Genomic DNA, 18,893 nt, shown 5'->3' on the forward strand with positions numbered 1-18,893 from the left:
AACATATTATGGCTGCGAATTTAGATCTAAGCAAACCGATTGTAATTGGTGGAGACCATGCCGGTTTCGATTTGAAAAAAACCTTGATCGAATATTTGAAAGAAAAAGGTTATGAGGTGGTAGATAAAGGCTTGTTTGAAAATGTTTCGGTAGACTATCCTGACTACGCGCATCCTGTAGCAGACTTAGTTGAGTCCGGAATGGCTGCATTTGGAATCTTGATTTGCGGCAGCGCAAATGGCGTAGCCATGACTGCTAACAAGCATCAGGGTATTCGCGCGGGCTTGAGCTGGAATGCTGAAGTAGCGAGTTTGATCCGTCAGCACAACGACGCAAATATCATTTGCATACCTGCTCGCTTTGTAAGTGTAGATCTAGCAAAAGAAATGGTAGATATTTTTATCACAACTGCATTCGAAGGTGGTAGACATCAGAATAGGGTAAATAAGATTAGTTGTAGCTAAATCAGAATTTGAGAATTGGTGAATGTGGTAATTAGTGTAGAAGAGGGAATCAATACAATCAATCCTGTGTTTGGATTTCAAACTCGTAGAATTAGGAAGTAATTGCTGAATAACAGAGAGGGCCGCACAAGTGCGGCCCTCTCTGTTTGAATATATTTAATTAACTCCCCGCCTAAGGCGGCTCATTCTTAATTATTAATTATTCATTATTAATTTCTTCTGTCTCTTCTGTTCTCACGACGATCGCGAACATTTTCCTTTCTATCTTTACGATCTTCTTTTTTGTCACGAACATCTTCTTTTTTATCGCGCTTGTCTTCTTTAGCGTCACGAACATCTTCGCGTTTGTCTCTACGATCTTCTATTTTATCGCGTTTACCACCATCGTGTTTTGCATCGCGAACGTCTTCGCGTTTATCACGAACATCTTCGCGCTTGTCGCGACGATCCTCTTTCTTATCGCGAACATCTTCTTTTTTATCACGCACATCTTCGCGACGGTCTTTGCGATTTTCTCTACGATCAATTTTGTTTTCTACGCGGTCTTTTTTATCACTAGCTGTTTGCGCATTAGCGGCGAAAGTGAAAGCGGTAAGACCAAGACTTAACATTAAAAATTTCATGGTGCTGTTTTGTTTCATAAATAACGGTTTTTAATTGCTGGTACGTATACATAGACCCGCATTGACCGTTCGAGTTTAAACAACCCCTTATAAAAATTTTAACTATTTGGAGCCATAGCGTTTATTTTTCAATAGCCAACTGGCCACTTGATAATACGCAACTGCTTGTTTTACAAGACTATCGGTGAGGGGCGATTGTTCTGCCTTACCTGTCGAAAAATCGGGCTTAAATTCTTTGATATTTTTTACCGGCGACTGAATTACCAGCTTTCCGTCCCTCAAATACCCCAATCCTTGATAGGTACTAATAAATGCCCGTTCAGCCCCTTCGGGAGCCGAAAACTGATCGCGTCCTAAGAACTTGGATCGATAGCTCATTTTCATAAAGCCTAGAATTGAGGGGGCTATGTCGATTTGAGCCGTGAGGCGTTCAAACTTAGCGGGTTTCAATTTGGAAGGACAATAAAAGATCAATGGTATGTGATAACCGGTTACAGGGAGTGCAACACTGCCGGCGCTTCCGGCGCAATGATCCGATACAATAACAAACAAGGTATTGTTAAACCAAGGTTTTTGTTTGGCATCGCGAATGAATTTACCAATTGAGTAGTCTGTATATTTTACCGCTCCTTCGCGCATTTGTTTTTCAGGTGCAATATCAATACGGTTGGCCGGATAAGTAAAAGGACGATGATTACTCACAGTCATAATATGAGTGAAAAAGGGTTTACCCGATTGATGGTTTTGATCTAATTGCTCAATTGCTTTATCGAACATGTCTTCATCGGCAACACCCCAAATATTGGCAAAATGAATTTTGGCAGGGTCTATTGCCGTTCTATCAATTACTTGATAACCGTTTCCGCCAAAGAAGGTTCCCATATTATCGAAGTAACTGTATCCACCGTACATATACTGAGTAATGTATCCTTTTGACGCCAATACCGAGCCGATGGAAAATAGATTGCCATTATCAGGGCGCTTTACAATGCTTTGTCCGGGAGTAGGCGGGATAGCCAGTGAGAGCGCCTCCAAGCCACGCACGGTGCGAGTACCCGAAGCATACAAATTGGTAAAAAACAAACTTTCCTTTGAAAGAGAATCGAGAAAAGGCGTGATGTTTTTTGTACTTCCAAACGCTTCCATGAAATCGGCACTTAAACTTTCTACACTAATAAGTACCACATTCATTTTCTGTTCAGGCTCCGAATAAGTTATGTCTCGCTCTAAATTGAAGGGATCATTGCTTACAAATTTTGCATTAGGTAATGCTAGTTGTTGGCGAATGATCTCAAACGCTTCTTTATCGGGTAGTGCTTTGTAAAACTTGAAGAAGTCTAATTCATTGTTCCAGAAAGCGGTTCCAAATTCGAACATCCCGTTTCCTGCCAACTCATTGGCATATTCGTTTTTGCTGAATTTTCGCCAATGATTGTCTAAACTGAAATAAACAATGGCAGGAACAATCAAAAAGGCTAAAGCATACGATGTTCTCTTAAGGAAAGAGGGAGTTTCTGCTTGAAGTGCAGCTCTCAATTGAGGGCGAATCCAAATAGTAAGGCCAACGGCTATCAGCAATACTGCTGCAATGATCCATTCAACCGGATAGCTTTCTTTAATGTTTCCCAATACTTCATTGGTATATACCAAATAGTCTACTGCAATGAAATTGTATCGATTGCTGAATTCGTCCCAGAAAAACCATTCAGAGATCGCGTTAAAGATGAGTAAGAAGCTTAAGAAGATAAAATCGAATGTAAGCACTCCCAAACGCCATTTCACTCTGAATTCAGTTGACTTAAATTTCATCCATACAAAAACCAAGAGACGGAACACTACATATCCAATTGCTCCTTTGCGAAGATCGGCGTTGTAGTCTTTGGGAATTAAGTCGGAGAATAAGAGTACCAGCACAAATGCGGTAAGAATTGATGCAATAATTGTATAACGCGGATTAGTATACGCTATATCGTCCATAAACCAGAGGTACAATACCATTGGTATGATGATATAAGAAGCTACAGCCAAGTCATATCCTAAACCAATAAAAAATACCCCGAGTAGGTTGCTAATTGAGAACTCGAAACCTGAACCTGTTTTAATAAGAAGGGCCAATCGAGTAAGAAATGAGATGCTTACAACAATGGCTAACAGCAAAAAAACAGGCGTGAACCTGTTTTTTTTGCTTAAAAGCTTAAAAGGCGACAAAATTGCCATATAGAAACTTTATTAATGTAATAATTCGATCGATTACCAACCTAGAATCCATGCGAACATCAAAGGGGCAACGATGGTTGCATCACTCTCTACGATGAATTTTGGCGTCGTGATATCGAGTTTACCCCAAGTGATTTTTTCGTTAGGAACTGCGCCTGAATAAGAACCATAAGAGGTTGTAGAATCACTGATTTGGCAGAAATAACTCCAGAAAGGAACATCGTGCCATTCCAGATCTTGGTACATCATGGGAACTACACAAATAGGGAAATCACCTGCAATACCACCACCAATTTGGAAGAAGCCAACGCCCTTACCTCCAGAGTTTTGACGGTACCAGTCGGCCAACCAAACCATGTATTCAATACCACTTTTTACTGTGGTAGCTTTCAATTCATTTTTGATTACGTAGCTCGCGAAGATGTTACCTGTGGTGCTATCTTCCCAACCCGGAACAACAATAGGAATGTTCTTTTGAGCAGCGGCTACGATCCAACTGTCTTTAGGGTCAATTTCATAGTATTGTTCCAACTCGCCACTGAGAACGGTTTTGTATAAAAATTCATGAGGGAAATAACGTTCCCCTTTTGCTTCTGCATCTTTCCATTGTTTTACCAGGTGTTTTTGCAAACGACGGAAAGCTTCTTCTTCGGGGATACAGGTATCGGTAACGCGGTTGTAATGATTCTCCAGAAGATCCCACTCTTCCTGAGGAGTTAAATCGCGGTAATTAGGAACGCGTTTGTAGTGAGAGTGTGCTACCAGGTTCATAACATCTTCTTCCAGATTGGCACCGGTACAACTGATGATGTCAACTTTACCTTGACGAATCATTTCCGCCAACGAAATACCTAATTCAGCGGTACTCATGGCACCTGCAAGTGTGATCATCATTTTTCCGCCTTCTAATAAATGTTGCTCGTACCCTTTGGCAGCATCCATTAAAGCTGCAGCATTAAAATGGCGGTAATGGTGTTGAATAAAATTTGAAACAGGACCTTTGTTCATTGATTTCCAATTATAAAGTGATCCGCCTTCAGATCAATTCACATCGGGTGCATTGAGACGCTGCGGGAAAGACGCAAAATTAATTAATAATTGAGAATTAAGAGCAATAAAAGGGGGCGGTTAGGAGGAGAGTACCATTTTAACACAAAGGTTTAGATGTTTCGAGTTCAGCAGTCGCGAGTTTTTTTACCGCAGCGGCGCAGCGATCGCAGCGGAATCGCAGCGGCAAATCCATTCTTCCGATGAAGCCAGATAACCTCCGAGCCCCCGTGGTTCTGTATTGCCCCGCGCAGCGGCCTTTGCGTTCTTAAGTAAACGACTCTACGAATTTCAAGTAGCCAAAAACTTAAAGCAACCACAACCACTCCAACCTCCAACCTCAAAACCTTTGCGTTTAAAAATACATTCACCGCAACGTGCGCAAAGTCCGCGAAGGTGTCGCAAAGTATCATTTTGAATCGCAGCGTCAAATCCATTCTTGCGCCCAGGGCAGATACCCTCCGTGCCTCCGAGCCCCCGTGGTTCTGTATTCCCCGCGAAGCGGCCTTTGCGTTCTTAAGGAAACGACTCTTCAAATATCGAACTATCTAAAACTTAACTAACCACAAACTCTCCAACCTTCAACCCCAAAACCTTTACGTTTAAAAATACATTCACCGCAACGTGCGCAAAGTCCGCGAAGGTGTCGCAAAGTTTCATTTTGAATCGCAGCGTCAAATCCATTCTTCCACCGAAACCAGTTCACCTCCGTGCCTCCGAGCCCCCGTGGTTCTGTATTCCCGCGAAGCGGCCTTTGCGTACTTAAGTACAGCTTCTTCGAATTTCGAGCTGCAAAAAACTTAAATTCACAAAACACTCTACAACCTCCAACCACCATTCCTTTGCGTTCCGGCTGTTCCCTCTCAAAACAATAAACCTCCGTGCTATTAACACGAAGGCTTACTTTCCAACTAAAACCAACTTGAGAAAACACTCTTTTATTCTGCGAACTTTTTGTCTTTTTTATAAACAGACCAGCTGCTTGCATCATCTGATTTCAAAACGATTGTGTAATCAGCACACTCAAGCGTTACATAGTAAGTAGTAACATTATTGGCTGCCATTTCGAACAAATCAGTGATCCACATTGTACCGTACTCTTTCTTCAATTCTGTTTGCAAGTTGATTGGCAATTGACCCGATACAATGTTACGAGTAGTAGCCATCAACTCTCCTTCTGCGTTATAGAAAGCGAACAATACTTGTCCGTTCAAAGTGAAAGTTGCTTTTGAAAATTCTTTTGATTGCTCCCACTTTACATCTTTTGCATTTGCAAAATCACGTGTAAGGGATTGATTCAATTTCTGATTTACTTTATCAGTGTTGTTAGCGAATGCACTTGTTACAAACATGGTAACCATTAGTGCAACTTGTAATAAACGTTTCATTTTATTTAGGTATTCTTTATTCTTTAAAAGGATTCCGATAATAGGACGAGCATTGAATTAAAATGTTACAGTCCCGGCTTATTTTTTTTCTTTTTTAACAATATTAACATCTCCATCTGAATGCACTTGAACACTTAAGTTGTGCTTCGTTGTTTCCAAAGAAACGATGTAACTCGTACTTCCGTCCTTCAATAATTCAATTGCAGACTTGTAAGCAAAAGAACCGAAACGCTCTCCAAGTGATTGACTTACAATGATTGGCAAAGAAGAGGTGCTGATGCTGCGGCCTGTTGCAACCAATTCGCCGTCTGCACTGAAGTAAGCATGGTACTCTTGTTGATCCATGATGAAAGAAGCATGATAGATACCTTCAGCACTTACTTTTTCCCACGCAACAGATTTTGCATTAACAAAAGTTTGCTCAAAAGATTTTTGTACTTTCTTACTTACTGAATAGGATTCAGTTGCAAATACAGAACTAGTGAATACAGTTGCGAATAAAATCGCGGTTAAGATTACTTTTTTCATGGTTAATTTATTTATAGTGTTTTTAATAAGTGATACTCAAATCGTGTCACATCAATATGACGTGCACTGGAAACTTTTGTTACAGCGGGTTGCATTATTTTAAAATGAATTGTTGAATTCAGCGATGAAATGAGGGATATAAAACAAGAGTAAGCGTATCGATACTTTACTACAGTCGGCTATAATTCAATGCCCGCAAAGTTTTGAAGAGAGTCTTAACAAATTGCTAATGCGCTGTTAAGTGAACGTTAAGTAATAGTACAAAAGAAAAACTACCCACTTAACCGATAGGAAGCCTACTAACCAATTTTGAATTTTTCTTGTTTTAAAACACGCTTTTAAGAAAATGATCCTTACTCACATTAGAATGTATTGCACATAATTTTAAATTTGAGCAATACGAACAAAAGCAATGTTGTAACTTCCATTTATGAACTATTTGGCGCACGCATATCTATCGTTTCATCATTCGGGTATTCTCATTGGTAATATGACCAGTGATTTTATCAAGGGAAACAAACAATATGACTTGCCCGCTGATATTCAGGTTGGAATACGCTTGCATCGGTTGATCGATGAGTTTACCGATTCGCACAAAGTCACTTCCGAAGCAAAACAACTTTTTAGAGAAGATTATCGACTTTATAGTGGGGCCTTTATCGACATTGTTTACGATCACTTTCTTGCAAAAGACGAAACCAGGCTCCCAGATGCCACATTAAAGGCTTTTGCGCAAGAAGTGTATACAAGTTTAGAAGAAAGGCAAGAAGTTCTTCCCGAACGCTTCAAAAGAATGTTGCCGTTCATGAAAGAACAAAACTGGCTTTATCATTATAATAGTACCTGGGGTATCGCAAATAGTTTTGCAGGGTTGGTTCGCAGAGCGAAATATATAACTGAGTCGAACACAGCTTTTAACATATTCAAATTGCATTACGAGCAGTTAAAAGGCTATTATGAGGAGTTTATTCCGGAAGTGGAAAGCCTTTCACGTAATTATATTGCATCTCATTTATAAATGAGGCATATAACTATATAATTATATATTTTTGTTCCTAAACCATGAAGAATGAAGAAAATCCAATTGTTAGTAATTACAATTTGTTGTTTTTGGATATCCGCCTCGGCTCAGAACCGATTTCCTGCCATCGACAAATCGCCGATGGATATGATTTATTTCCCCATTAATTATCCTGTTCTAAAAATTCAAAATAAGGCCACTGATCCGTTGATCATGCGTGTTTGTTATAGTCGTCCACAAAAAAATGGTCGTACCGTTTTTGGAGAATTGGTTGAATTTGGAAAAGTATGGCGTTTAGGAGCCAACGAGGCAACAGAAATTGAATTGTTCCGTGATGTGAAAATTGGTACCAATAAATTGAAGAAAGGTCGTTACACTGTATATGCTATTCCTACAGTAGACAAGTGGACCATCATATTTAATAAAGAAACGGATATCTGGGGTGCTTTTCAATACGACGCAAAAAAAGATGTATTAAGAGTTGACATAAAACCTGAAAAATCTACTGAAAATATTGAGGCTTTCTCTATGGCCTTCGAAAAATTGGGCACCGGTTGCCAATTGGTGATTGGATGGGACGACGTGGTTGCGAAGTTGCCGTTTAGTTGGTGAGAAAAGGAGGAGATGAGGGGATTAGCTAATTCGTGAATTTGGAGTGTGGTAGTAAATGGCTACTAAATGCTTAAAAAACCTTCCCCGTGCGAGAATTTGGAACTAGTTACAACCTAGATTCTACGAAGTACCATCATTTCAATCTTCGCAATTCATTCAAGTATTGTAATTTTAATAAATGTGTGGCATTGCCGGAATTGTATCAAAAACAGCCTCGATAAGCCTTGAAACGGGCGCTATGATGTTGGACGCCCTTCAACACAGAGGCCCCGACGGAATGGGTTCCTGGCAAAACCCCAGCGGCAATATCTGGTTAGGACATAACAGGCTCTCCATCATCGACCTCTCCCCTGCAGCCGCACAACCCATGCATTTCAACAATCGATTTACCATCACCTACAATGGCGAATTGTATAACTATAAAGAGCTGAAATCAGATCTTGAGCAGCAAGGTTATCAATTCAGAACGGCCTCCGATACTGAAGTTATCCTAGCAAGTTATGACCGCTTTGGTGCTGATTGTTTGAATCGGTTTGATGGCATGTTTGCGCTGGCTATTTGGGATGAAGTGCAACAAGAGCTATTCGTTGCCAGAGATCGGATGGGAGAAAAACCTCTTTATTTTGCTTTTAGCCAAGATGCCAGTCAATGGATCTTTGCCTCAGAAATAAAAGCCCTGTTCGCGGCCGGATTTTCGAAAGAAATTGAACCCGAATTAATGGCGCAATACCTCAGTATTGGTCATCTACACAATGTTCCCAATCATTATTCTACCTTTTATAGATATATAAAGAAATTGCCGGCAGCACATTTTGCTACTGTGAAATTGAAAAATGAAACCATTGAAGTAGCAGTTCGAAAATATTGGAGCTTTCGTCCAATGGATATAACTGATCTTTCAGAAGAAAAGATCTTAGCGCAATTTAAAGACCTCTTGGAACGAAGTATTTCCCGTAGGCTCCGAAGCGATGTAGCCAGTGGCACTAGCTTGAGTGGCGGACTAGACAGCGGATCTATTGCAGCACTGATTGCCGGACATCTAGAGCTGCCATCCAGCTATCAACACAAAAGTCTCACTGCCTCCTTTCCTGGCTTCGCTCAAGATGAGACAATGGCAGCAAGAACCATTGGAAAGCAGTTCAATCTTCAACAGTATTTCATTGAAATCAGCAGTACTGAGATAGAACGTAATCTCGCACATTTACTGGAGCTCCACGATGAGCCCATCAGTAGTGCCAGTAGTTTTGCTCAATACTATGTATTCAGAAAGGCAAAGGAAGAAGGCATAAAAGTGCTGCTCGATGGGCAAGGAGCCGATGAATTATTAGGGGGATATGATAAATACCGTCATTGGTTTTTACAGGAATGTATTCGGAAGGGTGACTGGACTACCGTTAACGCAGAAAAAAAATACGATCCCAGATGGGGCTGGAAAAATTATGCCGCTTCACTAGCTCCCAATTTAGCAAACAAGGTATTGGTTCAGTTGGCCGAAAAGAAAGCAAGAAAAGAATTGGATTTCAATATCGAATGGCTGAACAGCTTAGAATCGAAAACCTTTATCAATAAGCCGCAGATAAAAACCTTACAAGAAGCATTGGTAGACAGTTGCTTTAATGGTGGATTGGAAGAATTGTTGCGTTATGCCGATAGAAACAGCATGGCACATGGAATAGAAGTTCGATTACCCTTCTTGGAATTTGAACTCATTCAATTCTGTTTGTCCGTTCCGGCCCACTACAAATTCAAACAAGGATGCTCTAAATGGATTCTCCGGAAATTAATGGCTCCTCATTTACCGGAGGCAATTGTATGGAATCGCAAAAAGATTGGATTTGAACCGCCGCAAGAAAAATGGATGCAACTTAAAGCTGTTCAAGAAAGAATCATTGATTCGAAAGAAAAACTTGTGCGTGAACGCATTCTTAATGCTTCAATACTAGATAAAAAAATACAGCCGCACCCTTCCTATGCGGCTGTTAACACCGACTGGAAACTCTTATGCGCCGGTGCCTTCCTATAGGGAATATATAGGATCCTTAACCCTTGATCAATTTTTCCGTTACTTCTGAATTTCCAAACTCGTCAACTTTCACTGTCAACCAATGCTTGTCATCATAAAGCTTAACGATATAATTCACGGTATCTCCTTCCGTAAGTTCAACTACTCCAAACTGTTTGTAATCTGAATATTCTTTCAACAGTCGATTTTGAATTCCTACGGGTAAATTCTCCGGCTGGTAGTAGCGGATCGCCCGAACAATTTCACCATCTTTGTTATAAAACACGCGAGATCGAACACCCGACATCACAAAACTCACATAATAGCGATCCTCATCATCTTCCCATTTTACCTGCTGTGCTTTAGAGAAGCGTTCATTAAAAGCTTTCAATACTTTGCTATTGGGGTTAAAGGCCCAAGCATTCACGGCGCAAATGGCCGCTACGATCATTAAAGAAATTTTTTTCATGGCTTTGTATTTAGTGATGTGAACAAATGAAACAGGATTCAAATCTACCCTAGTAAGTCGCTGAAGTCAAGCTAATTGGTAAGTGTGGTGTTAAAGAAAACCGAATCAACGAATTTATTCGTACTTATTAGAAATTTGCGTAATGAATTTTATGGAACAGAACGCAGTACCGTAAAGCATTTGAAAAATGTTACAACAAATTGCAGCAATCGGGTTAAAGTGCTGTTAAACTACTTGTATGAAAACTCAGGCGCTAAAAACAGGGGAATAAGCATGGATTCACTGCAGCAAAAGTTGCATCTTTGCAGTCAATAACTACGAATATGAAACCAGCTACAAAGTTTATACATGCCGGAGCGCATCCGGATCCTTCTACCGGCGCTATTATGACGCCAATTTATCAAACCAGCACCTTTGTTCAAGCAGCACCCGGCGATCACAAAGGATTTGAATATGCGAGAAGTCAGAACCCAACCCGCAAAGCATTGGAAGAAGCTTTCGCAATTATAGAAAACGGAAAGTTTGGATTGGCATTTAGCAGCGGTGTTGCGGCTACCGATGCAGTCATCAAATTATTAGCTCCCGGTGATGAAGTTATTTGTGCAAATGATATGTATGGAGGTACGTACCGTCTCTTCACGAAAGTGTTTGAAAAGTTCGGAATTAAATTCACTTACGTAGATACGACCATTGCAGCAAATGTTGCAGCGGCAATTAGTCCTGCTACTAAAATGGTTTGGCTGGAAACACCTACTAATCCGCTGATGAACATTACAGATATCGAAGCAATTGCAGCCATTACAAAGCCTAAGAACTTGATCTTGGTAGTGGACAATACTTTTGCTTCTCCCTATCTCCAAAACCCATTGGACTTAGGCGCGGATATCGTAATGCACAGTGCTACTAAGTATTTAGGTGGACACAGCGACGTAATTCAAGGTTGTTTGATGATGAATGATCCGGCATTACGTGAGCAGTTGTACTTTATTCAGAAGAGTTGTGGTGCGGTTCCCGGTCCAATGGATTGCTTTTTAGTGTTAAGAGGCATCAAAACATTGGGAGTACGCATGAAGCAGCACTGTGAGAATGGAAAGATCATTGCGCATTGGTTGGCGAAACATCCCAAAGTTGGAAAAGTATATTGGCCGGGTTTCGAAAGCAATATCGGTTACGAAATCGCCAAAAAACAAATGAAAGACTTTGGCGGCATGATCAGTTTTGAATTGAAGGACGATAGTGTAGAAGCTGCTCGTAAAGTGCTATCAAGCACTCATGTGTTCTCCTTAGCAGAAAGCTTGGGTGGCGTTGAAAGTTTGATCAATCACCCCGCCTCTATGACCCATGCTTCTATTCCCAGAGAAGAGCGCATCAAAAACGGACTCAGCGATTCCTTGATTCGTTTGAGCGTGGGAATTGAAGATGCGGAAGATTTGATAGAGGATTTGGCGAAGGCGATTGGATAGAATAAAGATTTGTCAATGTGATGGTGTGATGATTAGTTGTATGTACTACTGTGCCCCTCAACTCGCAAACTTCTCCATCACCCCCAATCCAAACAACGCAAAATCATATTTAACAGGATCAGTGGCGTCGAGCAATCGGAGCGACTGGTCCAGTTCTTCAACAGATTTGGCATCGCTTTGCGGACGCTTGAGCAAGCCTAGGGCGCGGGCGGTGTTGCCGGAATGAACGTCTAAGGGACAAGAAAGTTTGGAGGGAGAGATCGATTTCCAGATGCCAAAATCAACCCCCTTTGCATCCTCTCTAACCATCCATCTTAAAAACATATTGATGCGCTTGGCAGCTGATCCCGATGAAGGATCGGAAACATGCTTTTGAGTGCGATATGGAACAGGGGTTGAATAGAATGCTTCGCGAAATGCAGTAATGGCAGGTTGCAGACTTTCCTTGGTTTGATAGCGCGCATACACAGCTTCCATATCATCGTAGCTCTTATACAAATGCTGCAATGATTGCACGGCATGTATCAAATCTTCCCCATTAAAAGTTCTGTGAACAAAAGACTCCAGTTTTATCAAATCCTTTCTCTTATGATTCATGACGAAATCGTAAGGAGAATTGCCCAATAAATCAGCCAACCGATGTCCGTTGGCAACGATTGATTTACGATTGCCCCATGAAATAGTGGCTACTAAAAATCCGGAAATCTCAATGTCTTGCTTAAAAGTATAGCGATGCGGAACCGCAATGGGATCGGCTTCTATGAAGGAAGGCTTGTTGTATTGTTCCACCTTAAAATCCAAAAACTCTTTTAACTCCGATCGATCCATAGCTCAAAAATACAACATCCTCTTTTTATACATCCTTCCATTCAGAAGCACCTGAAGCACCCCTGGTTCTTGCTTTTTCAATCTGACGGTCAATGATCAACTTTGTGATCAATTTTGCCGCATCTGTTTCTGCATTTGTTTTCAAGGTATATTTTAACAACGATTCGTTGATATCAATTCTATACAATACCTGGATGAGCCGATTGAAGTCGGTATTGATCAAATGATTTACTGCCGCCTCCAGTTCAACTGCTTTCTCACTGAGATCGGGAGCTTGTATCAACTTTTCCAATTCCATGCTGCTAAGCTATCTTCTTTTTCTCAAACCTCAGTTCATTTACTTTGGCTTGATCTTCTTTCTCTGCTTTCAGATCGAACATGGTTCCAAAAACATGATCCCATAAGGTGGAGCTCACTCCAAATCCATGGTGTTCGTCTTTGTAATGATGCAAATGATGGTTTCTCCACAAAGGTTTCATCCATTTAAACGGAGGGTTAAATGCATGAATGGCATAATGCATGGTTCCATACATCAAGTATCCGACCATAAAACCGGGAAAAAACAAAAATGCTTTTACTCCCATGATTAGATACATAATTCCTAGAATGGTAGAAGAAATGATCAAACTGGGAACGGGCGGCATGAATAGGCGCTCGCGATCTCTTGGGTAGTGATGATGATTCCCGTGCAGGATGTAAGCAAATCGCTGCATACGCTTGCTTTCACTGATCATGTGAAAAATGTAGCGATGTGCTAGGTATTCAAAAAATGTCCAGAAAAAAACGCCCGCAATAAAAATTCCAATCATGCTTCCGGTTGAAAAATGAAATTTGGAATGTGCGGTGTACAAAATAAAACTGAGAATCGGAATGTACATCGACCAAATAACAATAGGATTGGTTTTAGTAAGCATTTCCAGGTAAGGATTCTCAAAAAGTTGTGCCTGTCCTCTGTTGTGGATTTTTTCAAACTTCATACACTTTCTTTTTGCCAATGCAAAATTAGAAAGGAAAATGTGAATGAATTACTAACGTTTAAATGCATCCATAACTTGTTGAGCATAAGTCTCTAAGCTTGGGTCGCGAGCTCCCATTAACAAAACCACCACATCGTCTCCCAAGCTTTCTTTGATTCTTTCCGGCCATTTGTTTCGGTCTTCTTCAAAGAAAGCCGGTTTGCCTAATGCTTTTAGGTCTTCTATTAAGTCGTTAGCAGAAATATCTTTCACAGCGGTTCCACCGGCATAAAAAATCTCACTCATCCATATTTCATCTTCGGGACGCAATACTTCGGCTATTTCGTGCACAAAATCATTCCGAAGGAAACGGGTGGGTCCATATCCATGTGGTTGGAACCAAGCAATTACTTTTTTGGCGAGCGGCTGACAGGCTGCAATTGAGGCGGCGCATTTTGCCGGATTGTGCGCATAGTCGTCAATTAACCAAGCTCCTCGCACCTTACCAACAATTTGATGTCTGCGATAAATGCCTTCGTATTTGTACAAGGCCTTTGCAGCAGTAGCCAATGGAACTCCAATAGAAGCTGCCACAGTTAAAGCGGCTAGTGCATTTTCCATATTGTGCCTTCCCACCGTGTTCAAAGTGATCTCTTGATCTTTGACGGTAAACTTGCATACAAATCCTTCTTGTTTAAAATCCTTCGCTTCAAAACCTGCTCCTGTATTCGGTGTAGTGGCAAAGTCGAACGCGGCATTGGCAGATAAAGGTGCTGCTAATGGATGCGAACGGTTTACAATAAAGGTGTTGGAATTAGATTTAAACGTTTGGAAGATATCGAGCAGAACGTCAATCTCTTTATGGTCTTTATCAATATTGAGCAGCAAACCAATTTCAGGATGGTATTGAACAATGGAGCCATCGCTTTCATCGGCTTCAATTACCAGCCATTCTCCCTGCCCTACTTTCGCATTGCCTATTTTCCCTTCCTGAATAATGCTAACCAAACCGGCACCACTTATAATGCTAGGTTGCAAACCGGCTTCTTCCAATATCTGAAACAACATGCCGCTTGTGGTTGATTTTCCTGAGGTGCCTCCAACCGCGATCGTTTTTTTACTGGCTGCAATCAAGGCCAATAATTCAGAACGTTTGAGTATGGGAATATTGAGCGATTTTGCTTTGATTACTTCCGGAACGGTGTCTTCAACTGCAGTAGACACGATCACGACATCGGTTTCCGCTGTTATGCCGGATCCGTCTTGCACAAAACACTGAATGCCTTCGGCTTCAAGTTTCGATTTTGTATCATTAAATGTATTGGGCTGAAAGTAGCGATCGCTTCCCGTCACTTCTTTTCCAATTCCCTTCAAATACTGCGCTAGTGCGCTCATGCCGGTTCCGGCTACGCCAATAAAAAAAATACGCTTAAGTGGTTCTATAGAATGGATCATGGTACAAAGATACAATGCATTATTTTGCCAATGCAGCGAGTAAATAAATTAATGAGGCCGTTCCATCCATTGTTGGTTCATTGGTGCTGTAATCGCCAAAATCATCATGATAAACAGCCAAATTACTTTGAAAAGCTGCATATGAATCGGAATTGTACAATTTGATCCCAATGAGGTTGTTATAGATATTCGTGTACACCGGACCGTCAACTAGTCCACCATCAATATGATATTTTTTGAGTTGCGTGAAAGCGCTGTGCGGGTCTATCGGCGTGTCGCCCCAAGCCGGATAGCCATAGACCATGGAAGTTCCCCATGGATTTACACCAAACAACCAATCAATACAGGCTTGCTCTAAAGGTTGGTATTTGGTATCGCCCGATTCTATTCTGTACCAAAAGCATTGAATGGCAAAGGAAACCGTCAAATTATTGCTGCACCAAATGAATGGCACACCGCGATAGAAGCCGTTTTTTTGTGCCCGAGACCAAACCTGTTCAATCCCTTTCTTATAATAACTCAGCAATTTCTTCTTCGCTTCTCCCTTCAATTGTCGCATCCATTCATAATGACCAATATTGATAAAGGGATACCACTGGTAGTGGGCTGCTGTATCTTTCTCCATCCAAGGAGTAAGTGGTTCCTTCGACGCCAATTTCATTCCTTTTGCAAGTTGTTGCGGATCTTTATCACGCGCATACAGCGCGGCATAAGCCAATTCCATATCATCCATCCAATTTCCTTCTGCATAGATATAGGGCGACTTTACGGAAACAGTTTGAGCTACGCCGGGCATCGCTTCACCAAATTGAACCGCCGTCAACGATTTTTCGCGAAGCATTTTTGCAAAAGACGGAGCAATGGCTTTGAACTGGCGCTCTCCCAAAGCAAAGGCACTTGCAAATTTTCCTGCGGTAGAGGCACCGCCGGTAGTTTGATTTAAAAACTTCCCTCTTTGTTGTGGTTTGCCATTGATGAAATAGACGGGGCGTTGAATTCCTTTTCCATAAAAACTATCTTCCTTGGGTATGCGCATTCCGGCATGATCGCGATCGTCTCCAACCTGATTGAACATCCAATCTTTTCTAGGATGCATCTTTAAGAGCCAATCAAGACCCCATTTGGCTTCGTCTAATACATCAGGTATTTTATTGGAACCCGCCAATCCGTTGGCCTGATAGATATCATTGAACACATCGGGAAAATCACGATAGGCCATCAATAAGTGATAGGTTGCATTGGCCGATGTAGTGGCGTATTGCAAATAGTCGCTGGCATCGTGCCATCCACCACTCACATAAACATAAGAGCTATCTTTAATCCCTTTTGAACTGCCGTAGAGCACATAGCCGTCTTTGGTATGGCAACTGTCTTTCAGAAATGGGTTGAATCCACTTCTCTGCTGACGCATGTAGCGTAAGCAGAAATCAGCTCCTTTTCGGTAAACGTCGGATGCAATGGTAAACTCCGGAGAACTGACACCTCCGGCCACAATTACATAGCGTCCTTCAATTGTATAATCGGAAAAATCGAGTCTTGTTACTGCTTTAAAAGGACCATAAGCTCCAAAACTTTCCACTTTCTTACCTGTGTAAACAGGCTTTCCACTGAGGATATCAACAATTTGGAACTGCTGAATTTGCTCATTTTCTTTACTGCACCAAACGGCCACTTTGGGAGCCTGTGTTCGGTATCCAACCAAATTGATTCGAATCCATGAGGGGTTGTAAAGACGCGTTTTAAAAGAACCCATCATTATAAACACCAAGGCAATGGAAAGTATTCGCTTCATGGCATTAAGTTACAATCAAAAAACGGCCTATTGAAACCATTTTTGAGCAGCGGATTGTGCTAACTTGCAGGCCTAATGTTATTGCTATGAAATTTGTATCGTATTTAGAAGAAGGACAAGACCGTTTAGCTGCGCTTATAAATGGGCTTTTGTACGACATGGAAGTATTGCACCCCGATTTGCCTCACAGCATGGGTATGTTCCTGAACTATTGGGACGATTATTTGCCCATGGCTCAAGGCGGTGAAATTTTAGTAAAAGAAGGAAAGATTTCTTCCTCAAAAGGAAAAAATCCCGGCGAAGTGGAAATCATTGCACCCGTACCCTTCCCTCCTAGTTGTAGAGATGGCTACGCTTTTCGTCAACATGTGGAATCAGCGCGCAGAAATAGAAACGCGCCTATGATTCCCGAATTCGATCAATACCCCATTTTCTATTTCACCAACCATCATAGTATTCAAGGACCCGGTCCCGTTTTGTGCATGCCCGATCATTTCAACAAACTGGATTTTGAGTTGGAAGCCGCCATTGTAATTAGCAAACACGGCAGAAATATTAAAGCAGAAGAAGCAGACGATTATATTGCCGGTTTAATGATCATGAACGATATGAGTGCTCGAACACTTCAGATGGAAGAAATGTTATTGAACTTAGGACCTGCAAAGGGAAAAGATTTTTCGACAGTTATTGGGCCAATGTTGGTAACGCTCGATGAGTTAGCAGCATTTGAAAAAGAACCCAAACCGGGTCATGTAGGAAAAAACTGGAGCCTATCAATGAAGTGCTGGGTGAACGATGTGCAAGTAAGTGAAGGAAATGTAGGTGATATGGATTGGACTTTTGCAGAAATTATTGAACGCGCATCTTACGGTGTGAACCTATATGCAGGCGATGTTATAGGTAGTGGTACTGTTGGTACCGGTTGCTTTCTTGAATTGAATGGAACCGGCAAACGCAACGATCCGAATTACCAAGAACAGTGGTTGCAAGATGGCGACCGTGTAGTGATGGAGATTGAAGGTTTGGGTAAACTCGAAAATACCATTGTAGCGGAAGACTCCGACTTTAGTATTCTTGCCCGTAAAAAATAAAAAGACATGACGCTAGCATTTGACCAACTGAAACCTGCAGAGAAACAGTACTACTTGCAACATGCGGTAGCGCCTCGCCCAATCGGGTTTGTAAGTTCGATTGATCAAGAGGGCAATATGAATCTAAGTCCTTTTAGTTTTTTCAATCTTTTTTCATCGAATCCACCCATATTGGTGTTTTCACCAAGTTTACGGGTGCGCGATAACAGCTCGAAACACACGCTTCAAAATGTACTTTCCGTACCTGAGGTAGTAATACATGTGGTTACCTACGATATGGTGCAACAAATGAGCTTGAGTAGTTGTGAATTTCCAAAAGGTGTAAACGAGTTTATCAAAGCAGGCTTTACAGAAGAAAAAGCAACACTTGTAAAACCTTCTATGGTAAAAGAGAGCTTGATTAAAATGGAATGCAAAGTTCTTGAAGTAAAAGCTTTAGGAACAGGAGGCGGAGCAGGAAATTTAGTGATATGTGAAGTTTTGTGCATGCACATTGATGATTCGCTTTTAGATGAAAATAAAAAAGTTGACCAGCGAAAGATCAATCATGTTGCTCGACTTGGAGGCGATTGGTATTGTGTAGTAAACGAATCGAATTTGTTTCAAGTGGAAAAGCCAAATACTCAACTCGGCATTGGAGTTGATCAACTGCCGGCAGCCATTAGAAACAGTACCGTGTTAACGGGTAATAATTTAGGACAACTCGGAAATGTACACGACTATCCCGTAATAGATCCCAGTTTTGAATTGTCGGAACTAAAGCAAATCATTCAATACTACAGTGTAAGTCCAGCTGAGATGGAAAAAGAATGCCATTTGTTGGCCAAAAAACTGCTCGACGAAGGAAGGGTTAAGGATGCGTGGCAGGTGCTGCTCACCTCCACTGAGGGCTAGAAAGGCAAACTTGGTACAGCCGTTGTTTCGTCCTAATTTTGCA

Annotated in this window: 18 protein-coding genes; 7 read left to right on the plus strand and 11 right to left on the minus strand. The window is 41.3% G+C overall.

The window, feature by feature from the left end; all coding sequences use genetic code 11:
* Positions 1 to 8: 8 nt before the first annotated feature.
* Complete coding sequence (gene rpiB / locus ACQ2HE_RS00145) at positions 9 to 464, plus strand: ribose 5-phosphate isomerase B (protein ID WP_430895747.1); 456 nt, start codon at positions 9 to 11, stop codon at positions 462 to 464.
* A 209-nt stretch (positions 465 to 673) separates the two neighbouring features.
* Here rpiB and ACQ2HE_RS00150 read toward each other — a convergent pair whose 3' ends face one another.
* From ACQ2HE_RS00150 to ACQ2HE_RS00170, 5 genes are all read right to left on the minus strand, one after another.
* Positions 674 to 1,105, minus strand: coding sequence for a hypothetical protein (locus tag ACQ2HE_RS00150; RefSeq protein ID WP_430895745.1), 432 nt, complete (start codon positions 1,103 to 1,105; stop codon positions 674 to 676).
* A gap of 84 nt (positions 1,106 to 1,189) precedes the next feature.
* Complete coding sequence (locus tag ACQ2HE_RS00155) at positions 1,190 to 3,304, minus strand: LTA synthase family protein (RefSeq protein ID WP_430895743.1); 2,115 nt, start codon at positions 3,302 to 3,304, stop codon at positions 1,190 to 1,192.
* Between the two features lie 33 nt (positions 3,305 to 3,337).
* Positions 3,338 to 4,312, minus strand: a complete 975-nt coding sequence (locus ACQ2HE_RS00160) for a deoxyhypusine synthase family protein (protein WP_430895741.1) — start codon at positions 4,310 to 4,312, stop codon at positions 3,338 to 3,340.
* A gap of 977 nt (positions 4,313 to 5,289) precedes the next feature.
* Positions 5,290 to 5,739, minus strand: coding sequence for a hypothetical protein (locus ACQ2HE_RS00165; protein ID WP_430895739.1), 450 nt, complete (start codon positions 5,737 to 5,739; stop codon positions 5,290 to 5,292).
* A 78-nt stretch (positions 5,740 to 5,817) separates the two neighbouring features.
* On the minus strand, positions 5,818 to 6,267 hold the full coding sequence (locus tag ACQ2HE_RS00170) for a hypothetical protein (protein WP_430895737.1): 450 nt from the start codon (positions 6,265 to 6,267) through the stop codon (positions 5,818 to 5,820).
* A gap of 430 nt (positions 6,268 to 6,697) precedes the next feature.
* Between ACQ2HE_RS00170 and ACQ2HE_RS00175 the strand changes: the two genes are divergently transcribed.
* From ACQ2HE_RS00175 to asnB, 3 genes are all read left to right on the plus strand, one after another.
* Positions 6,698 to 7,285, plus strand: a complete 588-nt coding sequence (locus ACQ2HE_RS00175; RefSeq protein WP_430895735.1) for an acyl carrier protein phosphodiesterase — start codon at positions 6,698 to 6,700, stop codon at positions 7,283 to 7,285.
* 51 nt (positions 7,286 to 7,336) lie between these two features.
* Positions 7,337 to 7,900: a DUF2911 domain-containing protein gene (locus tag ACQ2HE_RS00180; protein WP_430895733.1), complete on the plus strand. Its 564-nt coding sequence runs from the start codon at positions 7,337 to 7,339 to the stop codon at positions 7,898 to 7,900.
* 178 nt (positions 7,901 to 8,078) lie between these two features.
* Positions 8,079 to 9,923 (plus strand): asparagine synthase (glutamine-hydrolyzing), encoded by a 1,845-nt coding sequence (gene asnB, locus ACQ2HE_RS00185; RefSeq protein ID WP_430895731.1) that lies wholly within the window; start codon positions 8,079 to 8,081, stop codon positions 9,921 to 9,923.
* A 16-nt stretch (positions 9,924 to 9,939) separates the two neighbouring features.
* Here asnB and ACQ2HE_RS00190 read toward each other — a convergent pair whose 3' ends face one another.
* On the minus strand, positions 9,940 to 10,371 hold the full coding sequence (locus ACQ2HE_RS00190; RefSeq protein ID WP_430895729.1) for a hypothetical protein: 432 nt from the start codon (positions 10,369 to 10,371) through the stop codon (positions 9,940 to 9,942).
* A gap of 323 nt (positions 10,372 to 10,694) precedes the next feature.
* Here ACQ2HE_RS00190 and ACQ2HE_RS00195 point away from each other — a divergent pair, with 323 nt between their 5' ends.
* A complete protein-coding gene (locus ACQ2HE_RS00195) occupies positions 10,695 to 11,834 on the plus strand; it encodes a cystathionine gamma-synthase (RefSeq protein WP_430895727.1) in 1,140 nt (379 codons plus the stop codon).
* Between the two features lie 57 nt (positions 11,835 to 11,891).
* Here ACQ2HE_RS00195 and ACQ2HE_RS00200 read toward each other — a convergent pair whose 3' ends face one another.
* The 5 genes from ACQ2HE_RS00200 to ACQ2HE_RS00220 are packed head-to-tail and all read right to left on the minus strand — an operon-like array spanning position 11,892 to position 16,865.
* Positions 11,892 to 12,662, minus strand: coding sequence for a TIGR02757 family protein (locus ACQ2HE_RS00200; RefSeq protein WP_430895725.1), 771 nt, complete (start codon positions 12,660 to 12,662; stop codon positions 11,892 to 11,894).
* A gap of 25 nt (positions 12,663 to 12,687) precedes the next feature.
* The gene (locus ACQ2HE_RS00205) at positions 12,688 to 12,960 is read right to left on the minus strand and encodes a hypothetical protein (protein WP_430895723.1); all 273 of its coding nucleotides are present in this window, start codon (positions 12,958 to 12,960) and stop codon (positions 12,688 to 12,690) included.
* Positions 12,961 to 12,964: 4 nt separating this feature from the next.
* The gene (locus tag ACQ2HE_RS00210) at positions 12,965 to 13,639 is read right to left on the minus strand and encodes a sterol desaturase family protein (protein WP_430895721.1); all 675 of its coding nucleotides are present in this window, start codon (positions 13,637 to 13,639) and stop codon (positions 12,965 to 12,967) included.
* A 51-nt stretch (positions 13,640 to 13,690) separates the two neighbouring features.
* Positions 13,691 to 15,073, minus strand: coding sequence for a UDP-N-acetylmuramate--L-alanine ligase (locus ACQ2HE_RS00215; protein ID WP_430895719.1), 1,383 nt, complete (start codon positions 15,071 to 15,073; stop codon positions 13,691 to 13,693).
* 19 nt (positions 15,074 to 15,092) lie between these two features.
* Positions 15,093 to 16,865 carry a glycoside hydrolase family 9 protein gene (locus tag ACQ2HE_RS00220; RefSeq protein ID WP_430895717.1) on the minus strand — a complete coding sequence of 591 codons (1,773 nt, stop codon included), beginning with the start codon at positions 16,863 to 16,865 and terminating at the stop codon, positions 15,093 to 15,095.
* A gap of 86 nt (positions 16,866 to 16,951) precedes the next feature.
* On the opposite strand from ACQ2HE_RS00220, the gene ACQ2HE_RS00225 reads away from it, so the two are divergent.
* Both ACQ2HE_RS00225 and ACQ2HE_RS00230 read left to right on the plus strand, forming a co-directional pair.
* A complete protein-coding gene (locus tag ACQ2HE_RS00225; protein WP_430895715.1) occupies positions 16,952 to 17,956 on the plus strand; it encodes a fumarylacetoacetate hydrolase family protein in 1,005 nt (334 codons plus the stop codon).
* Between the two features lie 6 nt (positions 17,957 to 17,962).
* Complete coding sequence (locus tag ACQ2HE_RS00230; RefSeq protein WP_430895713.1) at positions 17,963 to 18,850, plus strand: flavin reductase family protein; 888 nt, start codon at positions 17,963 to 17,965, stop codon at positions 18,848 to 18,850.
* The last annotated feature ends 43 nt before the right edge of the window (positions 18,851 to 18,893 follow it).

Source organism: Endoryza foliicola (assembly GCF_050589245.1).
Classification (GTDB): Bacteria; Bacteroidota; Bacteroidia; order Chitinophagales; family Chitinophagaceae; genus Endoryza; species Endoryza foliicola.